Source organism: Sphingobium sp. GW821-FHT02B05 (assembly GCF_059421905.1).
Map to the genome: position 1 here is coordinate 154,621 of NZ_JBWKVW010000001.1, position 17,547 is coordinate 172,167.

A 17,547-nucleotide genomic window follows, 5' to 3' on the forward strand; every position below is an offset into this window, starting at 1 on the left:
CCTAGCCGCCGCCGGCCATGGTCACGATCATCGCCGACAACCGTTCCGCTTCGCCGATGTCGTGCGTGACATAGAGGATGGGGATGGGGGAACGCATCCGGATCTGGTCGATCGCGTCGAGAATGTCGCTCTTGCGATCATGGTCGAGTGACGAGAGCGGTTCGTCCAGCAACAGGAATTGCGGGCCGGACAGGAGCGCCCGGCCGATCGCCACGCGCTGGGCCTCGCCGCCTGAGAGGTGGCGTGGCCAGCGGTGGAGCAGATGGCCGATGCCCAGAAAATTGAGCATGTCATCCATATCGACCGATATGCCGGAGCGGCGACCATAGAGCAGGTTTGCGCAGACTCGCTTATGCGGGAAGAGGCGGCGGTCCTGGAAGACATAGCCGCAATGCCGCTTCGCGATGGGCGTGTCGATTTTTGCGTCGCTGTCGAACAAAGTCCTGCCATCGATGGCGATATGCCCGCGATCGGGCCGGGTAATGCCGGCCACCATGTCGAGGATGCTGGTCTTGCCGGCGCCCGATGGGCCGACCAGCGCGACCAACGGGCGATCGGTACGAAAGGCGAGCGCGATCGTTCGTCCGCCGACGGTCCGGCTGACGTCGATGTCAAATGACATGGCGACCCCCGTGGGCGATCCGGCGTACCATGATTTCCGACAGCATGAGCGCGCCAAGCGATAACATTGTCGAGAGAATGGCGAAGCGGGTGACCATCATTTCCCCGTCCGGCATCTGCATTGCGGCGTAGATGGCGATCGGCAGGGTGCGGGTTTCGCCCGGCACATCCGATACGAAGGTGATCGTCGCGCCAAATTCACCCAGCGAGCGGGCGAAGCCAAGGATGATGGCGGCCAGCACGCCGGGCAGGGCGAGCGGCAGGGAAATGGTGAAGAAAATCCGCAGCCGCGACGCGCCCAGCGTGGCGGCAGCGCTTTCCAGCCTTGTGTCGATCGCCTCGATAGACAGGCGGATGGCCCGGACCATCAGCGGAACGGCCATGATCGCTGCGGCCAGCGCCGCGCCGGTCCAGCGGAACAGCAGGGTGACGCCAAAGGTGTCAGACAGCCAGCGCCCGATCGGCCCATTCATGCCGAACAGCAACAGCAACAGCCATCCCGTCACGACCGGTGGCAGTACCAGGGGCAGATGGACGAGGGCATCGACCAGCAATTTGCCGGGGAAGCGCCAGCGGGCGAGCAGCCATGCGATGCAGAAGCAGATTGGCAGGATCGCGGCGATCGCAACCAGACTGACCTTCAGGGATAGGGCCAATATGCTCCACTCTTCGGGAGACAGGCCGGCGAAGATGGCGCTGCTCAAGGTGCGCTGAAACCATAGCGTGCCAAGACGGCACGTCCCCTGGGCGAAAGCAGGAAGTGCCGGAAAGCGTCGGCGTCGGCATGGCGACTGGTACGCAGACGGGCTACGGGATAGCGGATCGGCGGATGCGTCCAGGCCGGGAAGATGCCCGCGATCCGGACCTTGCGCGACGCGCGGGCGTCAGTCGCATAGACGATGCCGAGCCTGGCCTCTCCCCGTTCGACGAGGGCGAGCGCGGCGCGGACATTTTCCGCGCGCACCACCTTGGGCGATACGGCGGTCCACACGCCCAATTTGGTCAGTGCGGCCTTGCCATATTTGCCGGCGGGCACGCTGTCGGGATCGGCCATGGCCAGTCGGGAGGTGCCGAGCGCGCGGGCGATCGGCATGCCGCGCTCCATCTTCACCTGCACGGGCCGACGGATCGGCGTGACCAGTACCAGCTGATTGCCCGCGATATCCGCGCGCGTGCGGGGCTGGATCAGGCCGCCTTCTTCGACCAAGTCCATCCAGTCTTCATCGGCGGATATGAACAGGTCGGCGGGCGCCCCGGCGCGGATCTGCCGCGCCAAAGCGGACGACCCGGCGAAAGAGAGGATCGGTTGTGCATGGCCCTGCCGCGCCCATGCGACGGCAGCGGCGGCCAGCACATCCTGCAAGCTGGCGGCGGCAAGTATCACCGGGCCGCGATCATTCGCCGCGTTCGACGGATTGGCCGACAGCAAAAGGAACAATGCGCAAAAGGCGCGAAGAAAAGGAGGCTTCATGCGGTCTTTTTGCGCTGCATTGCCGGGCAACTCAACCGCGAAGGACAGGCGCGACCTTTTTCCCGTCATCCCGATCGGTTAGAGGATCGACGATGATAGCGACCAAGACGTTATGCGGCCGATGTGCCATGGGGTGCGGCGTACGCGCCATGGCCGGGTCGCAGGACGGCGACGATCGGCGCGTCTTCCTGGAAGGCGACCGGATTCATCCTGCCAATATGGGCTGGCTCTGCCCGGCAGGCGAAGCGCTGGCGTCACAGGCCGGGCTGGAAGGGCGCCTGCTGCATGCCCGGATGGGTGCGCGGCGCGTTCCGCGCGAACGGGGGATTGCGCAGGCGGCCAAGCGCCTGACCGACATCGTCGCGCGGCATGGACCGGGAAGCGTCGCGCTGCATGTGGCGGGCGACCTGACGACCGAGGATTATTTCGTCGCCAACAAGCTGATGAAAGGCTTCATCGGTTCGGCCAATATCGATGTGCCCTGGGCACAGGCCGGCGCGCAGGCGCATAGCGCGGCGTTCGGCGAAGACGTCATGCCCGCCAGCGTCGAGGATATCGAGCAGGCCGAGCTCATTGTGGTGATCGGTGCGCAGGCACTCCGTCGGCATCCGATGCTCCAGAAGCGAGTGACGATGGCGCGTGAGGAGCATGGGGCCCGGCTGGTTGTGATCGATCCCGATCGGGCGGCGGCCGATGAAGATGTCGATCTGCACCTGACGCCGGCGCCGGGCACGGTGGACAGACTGCTGGGCGGGCTATTGCTCCATTGCCACGATGCGCATCTGACCGACCTGCCGTTCCTGCGCGAGAATGTCACGCTGCCGTCTGGCTATTGGGACGATCTGCGGCCGGGACATGATCTATGGTCGGTGACGCGGGAGACCGGTTTGCCCGCTGCCCGTATCCGTGAGCTGAAGGACATGATCGCCGGCGCCGGGCGGATGGTGACGATCTTCGATCCCGATGTGGGGGCGGGCGCCGATCGCACGGTCGCGGCGATCCTCGCGCTGCATCTGGCGACGGGACGGATCGGGCGGTCCGGCACAGGGCCGTTCGCCTTGCCCGGCGCGCCCAATGCCATGGGTGCGCGCGAAACAGGATGCGGCGCCACGACATTGGCCGCGCATCATGATTTCGGCGTCGATGGCCATGGTTCGGTCGGGCGTTTCTGGTCCGCGCCGAAGCTGGTGACGGGGCCGGGCCTTGCAGGCGCCGCTCTGATCGACGCAATCCGTGACGGTCGGATCAAGGCGCTGGTCATGCTGGGGGCCATGCCGCCCGCCTGGCTCGATGCTTTTCCTGCCAGTCGGCCCTTCGCCCTGTTCGTTGGCGACAGGCTGGACCCGGCCATGGCCGATCGCATCGATATCGCCCTTCCCATGGCCGCCATGCTGGAGCGGGACGGGACGTTGACCAGCGCGGACCGGCTGATCGGCCGGCAGCGACCGGTCTTTCCGCTGCCGGGGGAGGCGCGGCCGGGCTGGTGGATCATCACGCAGATCGGGCGGGCCATGGGATGGCATGAGGCGTTCCACTATGAGCGGCCGGCGGAAATCTATCGCGAACATGCGCGGCTGTCCGCCTATCATGATGATGGGCGGCGCGTGTTCACCTTGCGCCGCCACGCCCCGGTATCCAATCCCGCCTATCAGGAATTGACGCCCTGGCGATGGGGCGAGCTGCCTTTCGATGAAGGGCGCTTCCCCACGCCGGATGGCAAGGCACGGCTGGTCCGCTTCTGGGATTAGGCCTGGCCGGCGATCGCCTGAAGATGGGCGAGCAGCGTGTCGCCATTGGCGGTCCATGTGAAGCGCAGCGCGGATTCCCGCACGGCGGATCGGGCAGGCGGATTATCCAGTATCGCACGGACGGCTTGCGCGATCGCATCGGGATCGCGATCCACGATCCGGCCGGATTCGGGATTGTCGAGCAGTTCGCGCGCGCCACCGACATCGGTGATGACGATCGGCGTACCACAGGCGAGGGATTCGACCCAGGCATTGGCCAGCCCTTCCGATTCGGAAGGCAGGGCCATGACGTCGGCGGCGGTGAATATACGCGGCAATTTATGATGTGGGACGGAGCCGAGGAAGCCGACGCGGCGTTCGACGCCCAGCTCCTGCGCCAGATTTTCCAGCGTACGACGGAAGGCGCCCTGCCCCGCCAGCAGCAGCGTGACGTCCGGCAGTTGCGGCAGCGCGCGGACCAGCAGATCCTGCCCTTTGCGCGGGATCAGCGCCCCCACGCAGAGCAGGACCGGCCCGCTGAAATCCAGTGCGGCCTTGGAAGCGTCGCGGTCGCCGCCTTCGAACGTGTCGAGATCGACGCCGGTATAATGGACCCGGACCTTTTCCATGTCGATGCCCATCCGGCCCATCGACCGGCGCATTGCTTCGGACACGGCGAGCAGACCGGAGGCGCCTTCGGCGGCCTGTAGCACCAGCTTGCGCGTGCCCCGCTGCGTGCCCCAATAATGGATGTCGGCGCCGCGGGCCTTGACCGAATAGGGGATGCCGAGCGCTTTCGACAGGCGCTGGGCGACCGGACCATCGGGGAAGAAGAAGCTGGCGTCGATCACGTCGAACGGCTTTTCCGCGTGAAGCCGCCGAACCAGCGGCAGGATGGCGCGAGTCATGGCGCCGACATTGGTAGCGCCGCCGAATTTGGGGATGATCGGAAAGGTCGGGCGATACACGGTCAGTTCGCGCCAGCGCTCCTTGCGCGGCAGCGCGCGCAGCGGCGCGTAGCGGCTGGCCAGCGATAGCGGCCATGGCGGCAGGCCGACCGGTGCGAGCACGGTGACGTCGGCTTCTGGCCGGCTGGCCAGCTCGCGCGCCTGCCGTTCCACGAACACGCCGAAATTGGGACGGCTGATGTCAGGAAAGAGGGTCGATAGCATGAGAATGTTGAGCGCCATGGCCTCTCTCTTCGCAACATAGTCTTTAGGAGATGGTTAAGCAGCCCGGCGCCGGCTTGGCTAGAGGCGTCGGACGAGTTGCACCGCCACAGCGGCCCATGGCGGGTCGGTGATGACCGTTTGGCGGGCGCCGGCACCGAAGGGGAGCAGTTGCAACCGATCGCCTTCCCGGCCGATGAGCCGCCCGAACAGGAAGCGGCCGGCGGGGCGGGGGACGAGCAGGTCGCGGTTCAGCGCGCTGGCAAATTCCTCCGGCGCGATCAGCTTGCACCAGATGGCGTCGCCGCTGCGATAGTCGCCGATGCCGGCGTTGACATGGACGCCGACCATGCCGTCCGATGCGACCGGCGGCGGGAAGGCGAGCGGCCGGGTGGGCGCGCGCGCACCGTCCGGGCCGAGCAGTGCGGCGACCGGTACGGCGGCCTGCCCCGGCAGCGCAACGAGTTCGGCGGTCGTTACGCCGAGCGCCAGGGCGATGCGATTGAGCCATTTGACCGATACGGTACGGGTGCCGGTTTCCAGTCGCCCGATCGTCTGCGCCGTGGTAGGCGGATCGCACAGCGCGCCGACCTGCTCCAGCGTCAGTCCTTTCGCCTTGCGAACTTCGCGGATGCGCGTGATCATGGCATATCCTGAAATTAGAACCTATTTGGTTTTCTCTTTCCTACAGATTATCCCACATGGCAAGTGCCTGCTCTGCATATAGTCAGCGGAGGAACATTATGGCCGCCACCCATGTCGAGCAGATGATCGAAGACCCCGACGGGCGGACGCAGTCGGTCATGGTGCATATCGGCGAATCGCCGATCGCCTGGTTGCATGCGCGGGGGCATTTGAGCGAGCGGCATTATGTGGCGGGCGACCTGCTGCGCCGGGATTGGGAGAAAGCGGGGCTGGGCGCGCGAGTCACGATGCGCTGGGACGGGGCGCCGCGCGGCGGGCGCATGGCGGGGCAGGCGGGCGATCCGACATTGGCGCAACTGGCGGCGCGCGACCGGTTCGACGGGGCGATCAAGGCGGCCGGGCCTGGGTTGGCTGACATATTGTGGCGGGTGGCCTGTGCGGGCGAAGGGCTGGTTGCGGCGGAAAAGGCTTTGGGCTGGCCCACCCGCGCGGGAAAGCTGGTGCTTACGCTGGCGCTGGATCGGGTGGCGGCCTGGTATCGGATCGCCTGATCAGGCCAGCATGCCCGCGCCGAGCAGCAGGAGCAGCTTCACGTCCATGGCATAGCCCTGCGCGCGCCAGCCGGCGATCTGCTCGTGCAGCGTCGCAAGGGGCACGCGATGGACCAGTATATCCTCGCCCTCCACGCCGCCGCCTGCGCCGGTCTTCACCAGATCGAGGGCGCGGAACAGGGTGAAGCTTTCCGACACCATGCCGGGAGAGCTGTAATATTGGCCCAGCGATTCGAGGCGGCCGGGCAGGAAGCCGGTTTCCTCCTCCAGTTCGCGCGCGGCGGCGATGCTGGCGTCTTCGCCCTCCTCCTCGTCACCGACCAGACCGGCGGGCAGTTCGATGCAGCGCCTGCCGAGCGGCACGCGATACTGATCGACCAGCAGGACATGGCGGCCATCCTCCGCCTCGTCGATCGCCAGGATGACGGCGGCGTGGATGCCGCGCGCCCGACCGACATATTCCCATTTGCCGCGCCGCTTGGCGGTGATGAAGCGGCCCGCCCACATCACTTCTTCGGGAGCCGTCCGGTCCGGGTCGGTCATAATTCGATCAGCCTGTCGGGAAGTTCGTTGATGTCATCGTCGGCGCGCGGGAAATGCGCGGCCAGCACCGCGCCGACCTGCCGCACGGCTCCCGCTAGTCCTTCGCCCGCGCGACCGTCGCGGATGGCGTCGATCAGCGCGGCCATCGCATCGCCCCACGCCTCCGGCGCGACCTTCGCATCGATGGCGCGGTCGGCGACGATTTCGGCGCGATGTTCGTCGAGCGAGAGATAGATGAGAACGCCGGTACGCCCCCGCGTGCGGGCTTCGGCGGCGGTACGGAACAGCAGGATGGCGCGGCGCCGGACCCGACGCGCCTTGGTCGCGTGCGGCGTCATCAGCATGCGCAGCGGCATGATCGCCAGCAGATAGCGCACCAGGAGGAATTTGAGGATGAGGAGGCCCAGCAGCCCCATCAGCAATTTCCAGTCGGCCAGTTCATGGTCCCAGTCGAGCAGCAGCATCGACAGGAAAGCGCGCAGATGCGCCGGGAAGGCAGCCATCAGGGCCAGGGCGATGAATACGACCGCCGCCGCCCAGCTGAGGCCGACATCATGATAATTGTCGGAGCGCCGCGCGACGATGGTGACGATCTCACCGGACGTATGGGCCTCCGCTTCCGCCACGGCGCTGGAAACGAGGTCGTGGTCGGCTTTGGACAGATGAAGCTGCATCACCAATCCCCCGATGCGCCGCCGCCGCCGAAGCTGCCGCCGCCCGAAAAGCCACCGCCGCTGTCCCCGCCACCCCAGCTGGAACCGCCGCCAGAACCCCAACCAGAGGAACCACCCCAGCCGGAACCCGCGCCCGCCCCCCAGATGATGATCGGTCCGCTGCCACCGCCACGGCGATAGCGTTTGCCGCCCTTGGCCCGCGAGAGGAGTGGCAGGGCCACGAAAAAGACGATGAACAATATGATCCAGAAGGCGATGATGCCGCCGCCGCCATCATCCTGCTTGCGCGTGGCCGCCTCTGCCGCCGCCGCGCGCGCCTTGGCCTCATCGGGGGGGAGGGCGAGCAGGGTGGTAATTGCGTCCACCCCCGCATTGATGCCGCCGACCATGTCCCCAGCCTTGAAACGCGGGCTGATGGCATTGCGGATGATCTGGGAGGAGACGGCGTCGGTCAGCACGCCCTCCAGCCCATAGCCGACCTCTATGCGGATCTTGCGTTCGGCAGGGGCGATGATGAGCAGCGCGCCATTGCTGTCCTTGTCGCCGATCTTCCAGTCGCGACCCAGCCGATAGCCATAGTCGGATATGTCATAGCCCTGAAGATCGGGGATGGTCGCCACGACCAGCGACCGGCCGCTTGCCTTCTTCTGCGCGATCAGCTTGGCGCTGAGCGCCTGCTCCTGCGCGGGGTCGAGGAGGTTCGCGGCATCGACCACGCCCTTGTCGTCGAACTTGGGGAAGCTCTGCGCCCAGGCCGACGGCGCGAAGGCCAGCAGCGCGAGCATCAGGAGGAAGAGGGGGGCGACAAACCGCCACCGCCCGCCGGGCTTGCCCTTCCCGGATGGGAAGGCATGGGCCTCTGACAGGCTCAGGCCGAACGGGGCGGGGTGGCGCCCCGTTGGCGCGAAGGTGGCGATGGGCACCGGATCAGTTGCCGAAGTCGACCTTCGGCGCTTCTTCCGCGCCGGGCGTCGTGGCCTGGAACGGGGTCATGGGCTTGGCGCCATGGATGATCTTCGCGCCGATCGCATCGGGGAAGGTGCGGATGCGGGTATTATAAGCCTGCACCGCGCCATTATAGTCGCGGATGGCAACGGCGATCCGGTTTTCCGTCCCTTCCAGCTGCGATTGCAGGTTGAGGTAGTTTTCGTTGGTTTTAAGGTCCGGATAAGCCTCGACCGACGCAAGCAGGCGGCCAAGCCCCTGGCTCAGTTGCGCCTGCGCCGCCTGGAATTGCGCAACCTTGGCGGGGTCGGACAGATCCTCCGCATTGACCTGAACCGAGGTCGCCTTGGCGCGGGCTTCGGTCACCTTGACCAGCGTATCCTGTTCCTGCTTGCCCGCCGCCTTCACCGTGGCCACGAGGTTGCCGACCAGATTGGCACGGCGCTGATATTGCGCCTGGACGTCGGCCCATTTGGCCTTCGCCTCTTCCTGCGCGGTGGGCACGCTGTTGATGCCGCATGCGGACAGGGCGAGCGCGCCGACGAGCGGCAGAAGCACGGTGGAAAAACGACGCATCAGCGACATGGAACATCCTCGGCTTTGTTTCGCTGTTGAAATAGGACGTTGCCCCTGGCGGCGCAACGGGCCATGCAGTGATTATTGCAGATGGTATAAGGGGCTTACACCATGGGGCTGATTTCGGAATTCAAGACTTTCATCAATCGCGGCAACGTGATGGACCTCGCCGTCGGTGTCATCATCGGCGGCGCTTTTGCCACCATCACCAAGTCGCTGACCGACGACCTGATCATGCCGGTCGTGGGGTTCATCTTTGGCGGCGCCGATTTTTCCGGCTATTTCGTGCGGCTGGGCGACCTGCCTGCGGACTTCAAGGGCAACCCAACAAGCTATACAGACCTGAAAGCGGCGGGCGTGGCCATGTTCGGATGGGGGCAGTTCCTGACCGTGCTCGTCAACTTCATCATCCTGGCCTTCATCATCTTCCTGCTGGTCAAGGTCATGAACAAGCTGACCGCCAAGCCGGAACCTGCGCCTGCGGCGCCCGCGCCGACGCCCGAAGATATCGTACTGCTGCGCGAAATCCGGGATTCACTCAAAAAATAATCGTTTATGCGACGAAACGAGCCTGCGACGGGAACCATCAGGCGTACGGCCGGTTGATCGGCGTCAGGGTTTGCGGTGGCATATGCCGCCACGACCCGGTGCCGAATGATATATGCCCTAGAGGGGGCGCAACAGGAGATAACGCCGTGAAAACTTTCGTCGCAGTCCTGGGTCTTGCCAGCCTTGTCGCACTTTCCGCTTGCGATTCCGCCAAGGAAAACAAGGTCGAGAACGCTTACGAGAATCAGGCGGACGCGCTCGACAATCAGGCCGACAATATGGAAGCGATGGCCGACAACCTGTCGGGTAATGCTGAAAATGCGGCTGAAAATGCCGCCGATGTCCTGGAAAACAAGGCTGACGCGACCCGCGAAGCGGGCGAAAAGGCTGGCGATGCCGTCGAGAAGCATCAGTAAATATCGGCCATAGGCCAAGCGTATGAAAGGGCGCCGCGGTTATCTGCGGTGCCCTTTTTCTTTGCCTGGAGCTACTGTTCGGCTCAGCTTTAACGGCCCTTTAACTACGTCGCCGCAATGGTGCCATCGCGCGCATCTTGGGGCCTTGAGGCATGGACGAACTACTACAGGAATTCATATCCGAGACTCAGGAGACGCTGGAGGCTCTAGCGGGCGAAGTCGTCGCCTGGGAGGCTGACCCTTCGGACGGGGACCGGCTCGATGCCATCTTCCGCTTCTTTCATACGGTGAAGGGCAGTTGCGGCTTCCTCAACCTGCCGCGCTTCGAGCGATTGAGCCATGCGGCAGAAGATGTGCTGTCGGAGATTCGCGCCGGCAATCGCCGTCCTGACCCTGCGACAGTCAGCGCCGTACTGGGCATCATGGACCGGATCGGTGAACTGACCGAGGCGGTGGCGATCGGTGCCGCATTGCCCAGCGAGAATGACGACTTCCTGATCGGTGCGCTGAGCGCACGGGGAGATGAGCCTGAACAAGTGGTGGTCGAGGTCGCGCCCGTTGCGGTGGCGCGATCCGCCGGTGCGCAGGCGGGGCCGCGCACCATTCGCCTGCCGCTCAGCCTGATCGACCAATTGATGAACGGCGTGTCGGACATGGTGCTGGCCCGCAACGAATTGTCGCGCAAATTGCGCGAGCGGTCGGCCGACCCCGAACTGGACAATGTGTTCGAGCGGTTGTCGACCTGCGTCGCCGACATGCGCGACGTGATTTCCAAGACCCGGATGCAGCGTGTCGATCGCCTGTTCGCCGCGATCCCGCGCATGGTGCGCGACCTGGGCCGGGAACTGGGCAAACGGATCGACCTCAGCCTGGAGGGCGGGGATGTCGAGATGGACCGCGAAATGGTGGAGATGGTCGTCGATCCGCTCACCCATATCGTGCGCAACAGCATCGACCATGGCATCGAAACGCCCGAAAAGCGCCGCGCAGCCGGCAAGCCGGAGATCGGCCGGCTGCGGCTGGAGGCGCGCCAGTCTGGCAACCAGATCGTGATCGCCATCGCCGACGACGGCGCGGGCATCGACACGGCGCGTCTGGTGGACAAGGCGATTGCCGCCGGGCGGCTGACGCCCGATGCCGCCGCCCGCATGTCCGAACAGGACAGGCTGGACCTGATCTTCCATGCCGGCCTTTCGACCGCGAACAAGGTGACCGCGATTTCCGGCCGTGGCGTCGGCATGGACGTGGTCCGCGCCAATGTGGAGCGGATCGGGGGCGTCATCGCGCTCGACAATCAGCCGGGACAGGGTCTGTGCATCACCTTGCGCGTGCCACTGACGCTGACCATCATCCCTGGCCTCATCGTGCGTGCCGGCGGGCAGCATTTCGCCATACCCCGCGCGGCGGTGGTCGAAATCCTGCACGACAATAACGAAACGCTGCATGTCAGCGAAGTGGGCGGTGCGAAGATTGCGACGATCCGCGCGGTCCGTCATTCGATGGTCGATCTGGAGGATGTGCTGGGCATGGCCAAGCCTGCGCAGCAGGGACCGCGCGCCATCATGGTGGTGCGGTCTGCGACCGGCGTGCCCTTTGCCATGGGCGTGTCGGCGGTCGACAATCATGAAGAACTGGTGATCCGCCCCGCTTCGCCGCTGGTGATGGCGACGGGCGTCTATGCCGGCATGACTTTGCCCGACAATGGCAAGCCGATGCTGCTGCTGGACGCGGCGGGCCTGGCCAATGCGGCGCAACTGCCCAACATCATCGACGACAGGGCGGCGCGGCAGCAGGAAGAACAGGCGGACGCGCAAACCGGTGTCGAAATGGTGGCCGCGTTGCGGTTCGAGGAATTATCGGGCGAACGCCGCCTGCTGAAATTGTCGCTGATCGAGCGGGTCGAGGATATCGACGCCAGCCTGTTCGGCCGGTCCGGTGGTCGCGCCTTCGTCCGGCTGGATGGCCGCCTGGTGCCGGTCGCCAACGGCCTGTCCCAGTTCGATCGCGACAAGGTGTCAGCCCTGCGCCTGCGCGACGATCGGCGGGAGGCCTGTTACCCGGTGGCGGCGGTGCTGGACATCGTCCAAATGCCGGCCGTGCCCGACATGGTGGCGATGCACGGCATGCTGAGCGGTGTCGCCGTGATCGAGGGCGAACATCTGGAGGTCATCAACCCCTTCGCCCTGTTCGCCGCCCTGCCCGAAGAGGCGATGGTCGAGCGGGTACGGGGACGCTGCCTGCTGGCCGACAGCAATGACGGCTGGACGCGCGAGATATTGGCGCCGCTGCTGCGGCAGGCGGGGCACGAAGTGCTGTTGGGCCTGCCCGGCGATGCACAGGTCGATCCCGAAGATGTGGTGTTGTGTACCGAAGCGGATGCGGCGCAGGCGGCGGAGATCATGGGATGCCGTGTCGTCCATCTGCGCGCCTCGCCCCGGCCCACCGGGCCGCAGGATGGCAGCATCTATCGTTATGACCAGGACGCGCTGATGGCGGCAATCGCCGGCCGGCGAGGATAAGGACAAGGTTTATGGATCAGCTTTATCTGCTCGCGACGCTGGCAGGCACCCGGATCGCCGTCGAAACCGGTGAGGTGGAGGCGGTCGTCCGCCTGGCTGACGTGTCGCCCGTGCCTGGCATGGGCGCGCATATCGCCGGTCTTTCCGCCCTTCGCAGCCGCGTGCTGACGATTATCGATGTTGGCGCCCTGATTCGCGGCGTGGCGACGCCGGCCGAAAAGCGCAGCCTGGCAATCATCGCGAACATCAGTGGCCATAGCTATGGCCTGATGGTCGATGGCGTGTCGGATATTTGCCGCGTGCCGGAAGGCGCGTTGCCTTTGCGCGGTCAGCTCGATGCAGCCTGGGCTCCCTATGCCCGCGCGCTGGTCGAGCATGAAGGGCATCCCTGGCTGCTCGTGTCGCTAGCTGCCTTCATTGAAGGTGGCGCGCTCGCGCAAGCCGCCTGATTTCCGAATGCTTGTTTACCAAATCCTCGCCTTTGCTGGTTAAGCCCGACGAAACGGGACGCAAAAAACTAAGGGACGCTTCATGAAGAATTGTTTGGTCGTCGACGACTCGAAGGTGATCCGCAAGGTTGCCCGCCATATACTCGAATCGCTCGACCTGACCGTCAGCGAGGCGGTGGACGGTCAGGATGCACTGACCCAGTGCGAGGCATCGCCCCCCGACGTCGTACTTCTCGACTGGAATATGCCGGTCATGAGCGGGATGGAATTTCTGCAAGCGCTCTCGACCGCGAAGATGGCCGCGCGGCCCAAGATCATTTTCTGCACCACCGAAAATGGCATCAGCCATATCAAGGCCGCGGTCGAGGCCGGCGCCGACGAATATGTCATGAAGCCGTTCGATCGGGAGACATTGGAAAGCAAGCTGGCGATCGTCGGAGTGATCTAGCGGGCGTCATATCCGCCGATCCAGGAGTGCCGTCGATTTTCCGTTGATTCTTCCGCGCAGAAAGCCCCGTGATGACCGCGATGATGCCGATAATGACCAGTCATGGTGACGCACGACCCGTCATACGGACGCTGGTCGTTGACGATTCGGTCGTCGTGCGGACGGTTATCGAACGCATCCTCCATGCCGATACGGGATATAGCGTCGTTCAAAAGACGAATAGCGCCGAACATGCGCTGGGTTATCTGGCCGATCATGTGGTCGATCTGGTGCTGTTGGACATCGAACTGCCGGGACAAAGCGGCTTGGCCGCGTTGCCCCAGATTTTGCGCGCCAACCCATCCGTCAAGGTCGCGATCCTGTCGGGCAAGTGTGAGGAAGGGAGCGCCGCCGCGATCGAGGCGCTGGCGCTGGGCGCCAGTGACATATTGTCCAAACCGGGTAGCGGCAGTTTCGGCGAGCAATTTCCCGAAGCGCTGATCGGCCGATTGAACCGGCTGTTCGGTGATCGCGCGGTCGCGACCCCATTGCCGCGCGTGACGCGGCCGGGGATAGTCGAAGCGGCCGGCGCGCCGCTTGCCTGCATCGGCATCGGCGCGTCGACCGGCGGCATTCATGCGCTCGGCCAATTATTTGAGGGATTGGCGGCGCCATTGGGCGTGCCGGTGCTCCTCACCCAGCATCTTCCGGCCAGTTTTACCGTCTATTTCGCCCAGCAATTGTCACGCATGACCAGCCTGAAGGTGAAGGTTGCGGAAACCGGCGACCTGCTGGCGCCCGACACCGTCTATGTCGCGCCGGGCGACGCTAATATTCAGTTGCGCCGCAGCCTGCACGGCCGGGTCGTTATCCTGCTCAATCCAGAGCGTACGCCGGCGGGCAACCTGCCGGGCGTTGACCCCATGTTCGCCAGCATGGCTGAGGTCTATGGAGCCGGCGCTGCGGGTATCGTGCTGACCGGCATGGGCAGGGACGGCACGCTGGGCGCGCGTGAGATCGTCGCGGCGGGCGGCTGGATCGTGGCGCAGGACGAGGCGAGCAGCGTCGTGTGGGGCATGCCGGGATCCGTTGCCGGCGCAGGGCTGACCTGTGCCGTGATGGAGCCGCTGGCGATCATGAATTTCGTCGCGCGCCGCGGAAAGATTGCCGCCTGATGTCGCTGCCACCCGCCGAACCCACTGCCTTTCAGGGTGCCGCGCGCATCCTGTCCGGATTGCTGGAAGCGCGCACCGGACAGGTGCTGTCGGAAGGCCGCGCCTGGCGGATGGAAACGGCATTGCGCCCCGTCCTGCGCACGCACGGATTGCAGACGATCGACGATCTGGCTGCGCAATTGCTGCGCAAGCGCGATCCGCGACTGGACGAAGATGTGGTCAACGCATTGCTCAATAACGAAAGCAGCTTTTTTCGCGATCTCCAAATTTTCGATATGATTCATCGTCAGATCCTGCCTCGCATCCAGGAGGAGAAGCAGGATCGTACGCTGCGTATCTGGAGCGCAGGCTGTTCGACCGGGCAGGAGGTCTATTCGCTCGCGATCCGGCTGCTCAACGATGGTGCGCGTTGGCAGGGCTGGCGGATCGAGATATTGGCGACCGACATTTCCACTGCCGCGATCGAGCAGGCGCGTTCCGGCATCTTCTCGCAGATGGATGTGCAGCGCGGTCTGGCCGTCGGCGACCTCATCAAATGGTTCGAGCCGCATGGAGAGGATTGGCGGGCCAGTTCAGAACTGCGCCGGATGATCGATTTCCGCTGCGACAATTTGTTCGATCCGCGCGCGCCGTCCGGCGAATATGACCTGCTACTGTGCCGCAATGTCCTGCTCTATTTCACGCCCGATCGGCGCGCTGCCGTGCTGCGGCTGCTGGCCCGGCACAGCCATGCCGCATCCGTGCTGCTGTTGGGTGCGGGCGAGACGGTGATCGGACAGGGCGATGATTTTCTGTCCCATCCCGATTTTCGCGGCGGCTACTCGCCCAAGCCGCTGACGCCGCAATATGCTGGTGGGCCGATACGCCGGGCCGGATGAAGCGCCTTCATCCGCGTTAACCCTGCTTGATTGCCGCGTCCGTCTCGGCCATGATCCCATGCAGACTGCCAGAGGGGCGGACCGGAAGGGTGCGATGACCGAGCCGCTGCAAGTGACTGGCCTTTTTCGATGACCGACATGCCCATGATCGATACGCCGTCGCCCAATTTCGACGACCGCAGCCTGCCGATCACGATGCTGGTGCTGCACTATACCGGCATGCCGGACGCAGCGAGCGCCATAGACTGGCTGGCCAATCCGGAATCGAAAGTGTCGGCCCATTATGTCGTGACCGAAGATGGCCAGGTCATTCGCATGGTCGATGAAGCCAGGCGTGCCTGGCATGCGGGGCGATCGCATTGGCGCGGCGTGGACGACATTAATTCGGCGAGCATCGGCATAGAGATCGTCAATCCGGGTCATGAATGGGGCTATCGCCCTTTTCCCGAAGCGCAGATGGGATCGCTGATCCCGCTGGTGCATGCCATCGTGCAGCGGCACAAGATCACGCGCGGCAATATCGTGGGCCACAGCGACGTTGCGCCGGCGCGCAAGCAAGACCCCGGCGAGCTGTTCCCCTGGGCGCAATTGGCGCGACTGCGGCTGGCGCTGCCGCGCCCGACGAAGAATCTGATGGACCCGCAATGGACGGACAGCGGGTTCATGCTGGCGCTCGAACGCTTCGGCTATGACATTGCCGATCCCAAGGCGGCGGTTGTCGCTTTCCAGCGCCGTTTCCGGCCGGAACTGATCGACGGGGTCATTTGCGGCGAATGTCGGGCCATCCTGCTGGCCTTGCTGCTGCCCAAACCCCGCGGGGACGAATAAGCGGGATGACGGGACCGGAAAATCGGTCTAAGGCCCATTCCGCCAGAGGGCCGGGCGGCCGCGGCGTGGCGGGTAACTGCCACGGCGAGGAAAGTCCGGGCTCCACGAAATGACGGTGCCGGTTAACGACCGGCTGGAGTGATCCAAGGGACAGTGCAACAGAAAGCAGGTCGCGTTTTGTCTTAGGGCATTTGGGTTTCGACCGCGCGAAATTGAAAGGGTGCGGTAAGAGCGCACCGCGTCTGCGGCAACGCAAGGCGGCACGGTAAACCCCACCGGGAGCAAGACCGAATAGGGACGGCGCGCAGTTTCGACTGCTAGGTCAGTTTCGACCGAGATCGTCCGGGTTGGTTGCTTGAGGACCGGAGCAATCCGGTCCCTAGAGGAATGGTCGCCTATCCCCTTGATCGGGGTGGACAGAACCCGGCTTACAGGCCCTCTGGCATTTTCCGCCGTAAAATCGGCGGCCGGGCTGGCTTTCCGCCCGCACCTTCCCTAATTCGGGGCAATGGCACGAAACAGCCGATCCAATGACTGGGGCTTTCCCCGCTGGCGTGCATATGGGGCCGCGCGTGAGGCGCAGCGCGTGCGCATGTGCGACCGCTATGGTTGCGACCAGCCGGGCGATTGCCCCGCACCCAAATCCCCCAATAGTCCGGAACGCTGGTATTTCTGCCCCGAACATGCGGGCGAATATAACCGCAACTGGGATTATTTTCAGGGTCTGGACGACGAAGAACGGGCGTCGCGGGAAAAGGCCGAGCGGCGGGACGCCGGCGGCTATCAGTCCAGCGCCTATCACAGCTGGGGTGGGCCGGGCGATGGCAGCCGGTCGCGCGACGAATTGCATGCACTCAAGGCACTGGAACTGGAGGATGATGCCGGTTTCGACGCGGTCAAGAAAAGCTGGCGCCGGCTGGCCAAGGAATATCATCCCGACGTGAAGCCGGGCGACAGCGACGCCGCCGTCCGGTTCCAGGCGATCCAGGCGGCCTATGAAGTGTTGCGCGCGGCGGAGGAGCGGCGGACCTGGAAGCCGCGGGGAGCAGCGGATTGAAGGATCAGGTCCGGTCCAACTGGTCCAATGTGGCACTGATCTGCCGCAAATGTTCCAAGAAGCTGGACGGCGGCTTCGGGCCGGGCGGCGATGAGCGGCTGGCCAAGGCCTTGCGCAGGCATCTGGCGTTGAAGAAGGGCCGCAAGGCGGCGGCCGGCATCGTGGAGGTCAATTGCCTGGGCGTTTGCCCAAGGGGCGCGGTAACGGTGGTCGATGGCGCCGCAAGCCGGGACTGGCTGCTGGTGCGGCCGGGGGCGGACCTGGATGAACTGAGCGAGGCGTTGGGCCTGAACGGGAAGCCCCATCCTTAATATTATTCTTACCAAT

The 17,547-nt window shown here is 64.8% G+C and carries 21 protein-coding genes and 1 other RNA gene; 13 read left to right on the forward strand and 9 right to left on the reverse strand.

Annotated elements, in window-relative coordinates:
• Position 1: 1 nt before the first annotated feature.
• Genes AC07UX_RS00875 through modA form a run of 3 tightly spaced genes read right to left on the reverse strand, consistent with a single transcriptional unit; the run spans position 2 to position 2,092 of the window.
• Positions 2–622: an ATP-binding cassette domain-containing protein gene (locus tag AC07UX_RS00875; RefSeq protein ID WP_495190153.1), complete on the reverse strand. Its 621-nt coding sequence runs from the start codon at positions 620–622 to the stop codon at positions 2–4.
• Positions 612–1,325 carry a molybdate ABC transporter permease subunit gene (gene modB, locus AC07UX_RS00880; RefSeq protein ID WP_495190154.1) on the reverse strand — a complete coding sequence of 238 codons (714 nt, stop codon included), beginning with the start codon at positions 1,323–1,325 and terminating at the stop codon, positions 612–614. The genes AC07UX_RS00875 and modB overlap by 11 nt, the downstream gene beginning before the upstream one ends.
• Positions 1,322–2,092, reverse strand: a complete 771-nt coding sequence (gene modA, locus AC07UX_RS00885; RefSeq protein ID WP_495190155.1) for a molybdate ABC transporter substrate-binding protein — start codon at positions 2,090–2,092, stop codon at positions 1,322–1,324. The genes modB and modA overlap by 4 nt, the downstream gene beginning before the upstream one ends.
• Positions 2,093–2,184: 92 nt before the next feature.
• Here modA and AC07UX_RS00890 point away from each other — a divergent pair, with 92 nt between their 5' ends.
• A complete protein-coding gene (locus tag AC07UX_RS00890; RefSeq protein ID WP_495190156.1) occupies positions 2,185–3,840 on the forward strand; it encodes a molybdopterin oxidoreductase family protein in 1,656 nt (551 codons plus the stop codon).
• Here the strand turns inward: AC07UX_RS00890 and AC07UX_RS00895 are convergent.
• Positions 3,837–5,009, reverse strand: a complete 1,173-nt coding sequence (locus AC07UX_RS00895) for a glycosyltransferase (protein WP_495190157.1) — start codon at positions 5,007–5,009, stop codon at positions 3,837–3,839. The two genes, AC07UX_RS00890 and AC07UX_RS00895, sit on opposite strands and share 4 nt — an antisense overlap.
• A 60-nt stretch (positions 5,010–5,069) precedes the next feature.
• On the reverse strand, positions 5,070–5,633 hold the full coding sequence (locus tag AC07UX_RS00900) for a helix-turn-helix domain-containing protein (protein ID WP_495190158.1): 564 nt from the start codon (positions 5,631–5,633) through the stop codon (positions 5,070–5,072).
• Between the two features lie 98 nt (positions 5,634–5,731).
• Here AC07UX_RS00900 and AC07UX_RS00905 point away from each other — a divergent pair, with 98 nt between their 5' ends.
• Positions 5,732–6,184, forward strand: a complete 453-nt coding sequence (locus AC07UX_RS00905) for a DUF6456 domain-containing protein (protein WP_495190159.1) — start codon at positions 5,732–5,734, stop codon at positions 6,182–6,184.
• On the opposite strand, the gene AC07UX_RS00910 is transcribed toward AC07UX_RS00905, so the two are convergent.
• The 4 genes from AC07UX_RS00910 to AC07UX_RS00925 all read right to left on the reverse strand — a co-directional run bounded on the left by AC07UX_RS00910 (position 6,185) and on the right by AC07UX_RS00925 (position 8,931).
• The gene (locus tag AC07UX_RS00910) at positions 6,185–6,727 is read right to left on the reverse strand and encodes an NUDIX hydrolase (RefSeq protein ID WP_495190160.1); all 543 of its coding nucleotides are present in this window, start codon (positions 6,725–6,727) and stop codon (positions 6,185–6,187) included.
• Positions 6,724–7,401: a TPM domain-containing protein gene (locus AC07UX_RS00915; protein ID WP_495190161.1), complete on the reverse strand. Its 678-nt coding sequence runs from the start codon at positions 7,399–7,401 to the stop codon at positions 6,724–6,726. Before AC07UX_RS00915 ends, AC07UX_RS00910 begins: the two co-directional genes overlap by 4 nt.
• Positions 7,401–8,186: a TPM domain-containing protein gene (locus AC07UX_RS00920; RefSeq protein ID WP_495191743.1), complete on the reverse strand. Its 786-nt coding sequence runs from the start codon at positions 8,184–8,186 to the stop codon at positions 7,401–7,403. Before AC07UX_RS00920 ends, AC07UX_RS00915 begins: the two co-directional genes overlap by 1 nt.
• A 142-nt stretch (positions 8,187–8,328) precedes the next feature.
• Positions 8,329–8,931 (reverse strand): LemA family protein, encoded by a 603-nt coding sequence (locus AC07UX_RS00925; RefSeq protein WP_495190162.1) that lies wholly within the window; start codon positions 8,929–8,931, stop codon positions 8,329–8,331.
• 102 nt (positions 8,932–9,033) lie between these two features.
• Between AC07UX_RS00925 and mscL the strand changes: the two genes are divergently transcribed.
• The 11 genes from mscL to AC07UX_RS00980 all read left to right on the forward strand — a co-directional run bounded on the left by mscL (position 9,034) and on the right by AC07UX_RS00980 (position 17,531).
• A complete protein-coding gene (mscL, locus tag AC07UX_RS00930; protein ID WP_495190163.1) occupies positions 9,034–9,471 on the forward strand; it encodes a large conductance mechanosensitive channel protein MscL in 438 nt (145 codons plus the stop codon).
• Positions 9,472–9,617: 146 nt separating this feature from the next.
• Positions 9,618–9,887 (forward strand): hypothetical protein, encoded by a 270-nt coding sequence (locus tag AC07UX_RS00935; protein WP_495190164.1) that lies wholly within the window; start codon positions 9,618–9,620, stop codon positions 9,885–9,887.
• A gap of 152 nt (positions 9,888–10,039) precedes the next feature.
• A complete protein-coding gene (locus AC07UX_RS00940; protein WP_495190165.1) occupies positions 10,040–12,406 on the forward strand; it encodes a chemotaxis protein CheA in 2,367 nt (788 codons plus the stop codon).
• 11 nt (positions 12,407–12,417) lie between these two features.
• Positions 12,418–12,855: a chemotaxis protein CheW gene (locus AC07UX_RS00945; protein ID WP_495190166.1), complete on the forward strand. Its 438-nt coding sequence runs from the start codon at positions 12,418–12,420 to the stop codon at positions 12,853–12,855.
• Between the two features lie 82 nt (positions 12,856–12,937).
• On the forward strand, positions 12,938–13,303 hold the full coding sequence (locus AC07UX_RS00950) for a response regulator (RefSeq protein ID WP_120249421.1): 366 nt from the start codon (positions 12,938–12,940) through the stop codon (positions 13,301–13,303).
• A 71-nt stretch (positions 13,304–13,374) separates the two neighbouring features.
• The gene (locus tag AC07UX_RS00955) at positions 13,375–14,457 is read left to right on the forward strand and encodes a chemotaxis protein CheB (RefSeq protein ID WP_495190167.1); all 1,083 of its coding nucleotides are present in this window, start codon (positions 13,375–13,377) and stop codon (positions 14,455–14,457) included.
• Positions 14,457–15,335, forward strand: coding sequence for a CheR family methyltransferase (locus AC07UX_RS00960; protein ID WP_495190168.1), 879 nt, complete (start codon positions 14,457–14,459; stop codon positions 15,333–15,335). Before AC07UX_RS00955 ends, AC07UX_RS00960 begins: the two co-directional genes overlap by 1 nt.
• A gap of 129 nt (positions 15,336–15,464) precedes the next feature.
• Positions 15,465–16,163, forward strand: a complete 699-nt coding sequence (locus AC07UX_RS00965; protein ID WP_495190169.1) for an N-acetylmuramoyl-L-alanine amidase — start codon at positions 15,465–15,467, stop codon at positions 16,161–16,163.
• 42 nt (positions 16,164–16,205) lie between these two features.
• An RNA gene (gene rnpB, locus AC07UX_RS00970) (RNase P RNA component class A) lies at positions 16,206–16,610 on the forward strand.
• Positions 16,611–16,671: 61 nt separating this feature from the next.
• Entirely contained in the window at positions 16,672–17,220 is a 549-nt protein-coding gene (locus tag AC07UX_RS00975; RefSeq protein WP_495190170.1) for a J domain-containing protein, read from the forward strand.
• Positions 17,193–17,531: a (2Fe-2S) ferredoxin domain-containing protein gene (locus AC07UX_RS00980; protein ID WP_495191744.1), complete on the forward strand. Its 339-nt coding sequence runs from the start codon at positions 17,193–17,195 to the stop codon at positions 17,529–17,531. Before AC07UX_RS00975 ends, AC07UX_RS00980 begins: the two co-directional genes overlap by 28 nt.
• Positions 17,532–17,547: the final 16 nt, after the last annotated feature.

Coding starts and splice junctions, on each gene's coding strand:
- AC07UX_RS00875 (WP_495190153.1), bottom strand. CDS start 622: ATGTCATTTGACATCGACGTCAGCCGGACCGTCGGCGGACGAACGATC.
- modA (WP_495190155.1), bottom strand. CDS start 2,092: ATGAAGCCTCCTTTTCTTCGCGCCTTTTGCGCATTGTTCCTTTTGCTG.
- AC07UX_RS00890 (WP_495190156.1), top strand. CDS start 2,185: ATGATAGCGACCAAGACGTTATGCGGCCGATGTGCCATGGGGTGCGGC.
- AC07UX_RS00895 (WP_495190157.1), bottom strand. CDS start 5,009: ATGGCGCTCAACATTCTCATGCTATCGACCCTCTTTCCTGACATCAGC.
- AC07UX_RS00900 (WP_495190158.1), bottom strand. CDS start 5,633: ATGATCACGCGCATCCGCGAAGTTCGCAAGGCGAAAGGACTGACGCTG.
- AC07UX_RS00905 (WP_495190159.1), top strand. CDS start 5,732: ATGGCCGCCACCCATGTCGAGCAGATGATCGAAGACCCCGACGGGCGG.
- AC07UX_RS00910 (WP_495190160.1), bottom strand. CDS start 6,727: ATGACCGACCCGGACCGGACGGCTCCCGAAGAAGTGATGTGGGCGGGC.
- AC07UX_RS00915 (WP_495190161.1), bottom strand. CDS start 7,401: ATGCAGCTTCATCTGTCCAAAGCCGACCACGACCTCGTTTCCAGCGCC.
- AC07UX_RS00920 (WP_495191743.1), bottom strand. CDS start 8,186: ATGCTCGCGCTGCTGGCCTTCGCGCCGTCGGCCTGGGCGCAGAGCTTC.
- AC07UX_RS00925 (WP_495190162.1), bottom strand. CDS start 8,931: ATGTCGCTGATGCGTCGTTTTTCCACCGTGCTTCTGCCGCTCGTCGGC.
- mscL (WP_495190163.1), top strand. CDS start 9,034: ATGGGGCTGATTTCGGAATTCAAGACTTTCATCAATCGCGGCAACGTG.
- AC07UX_RS00940 (WP_495190165.1), top strand. CDS start 10,040: ATGGACGAACTACTACAGGAATTCATATCCGAGACTCAGGAGACGCTG.
- AC07UX_RS00945 (WP_495190166.1), top strand. CDS start 12,418: ATGGATCAGCTTTATCTGCTCGCGACGCTGGCAGGCACCCGGATCGCC.
- AC07UX_RS00950 (WP_120249421.1), top strand. CDS start 12,938: ATGAAGAATTGTTTGGTCGTCGACGACTCGAAGGTGATCCGCAAGGTT.
- AC07UX_RS00955 (WP_495190167.1), top strand. CDS start 13,375: ATGACCGCGATGATGCCGATAATGACCAGTCATGGTGACGCACGACCC.
- AC07UX_RS00960 (WP_495190168.1), top strand. CDS start 14,457: ATGTCGCTGCCACCCGCCGAACCCACTGCCTTTCAGGGTGCCGCGCGC.
- AC07UX_RS00965 (WP_495190169.1), top strand. CDS start 15,465: ATGACCGACATGCCCATGATCGATACGCCGTCGCCCAATTTCGACGAC.
- AC07UX_RS00975 (WP_495190170.1), top strand. CDS start 16,672: ATGGCACGAAACAGCCGATCCAATGACTGGGGCTTTCCCCGCTGGCGT.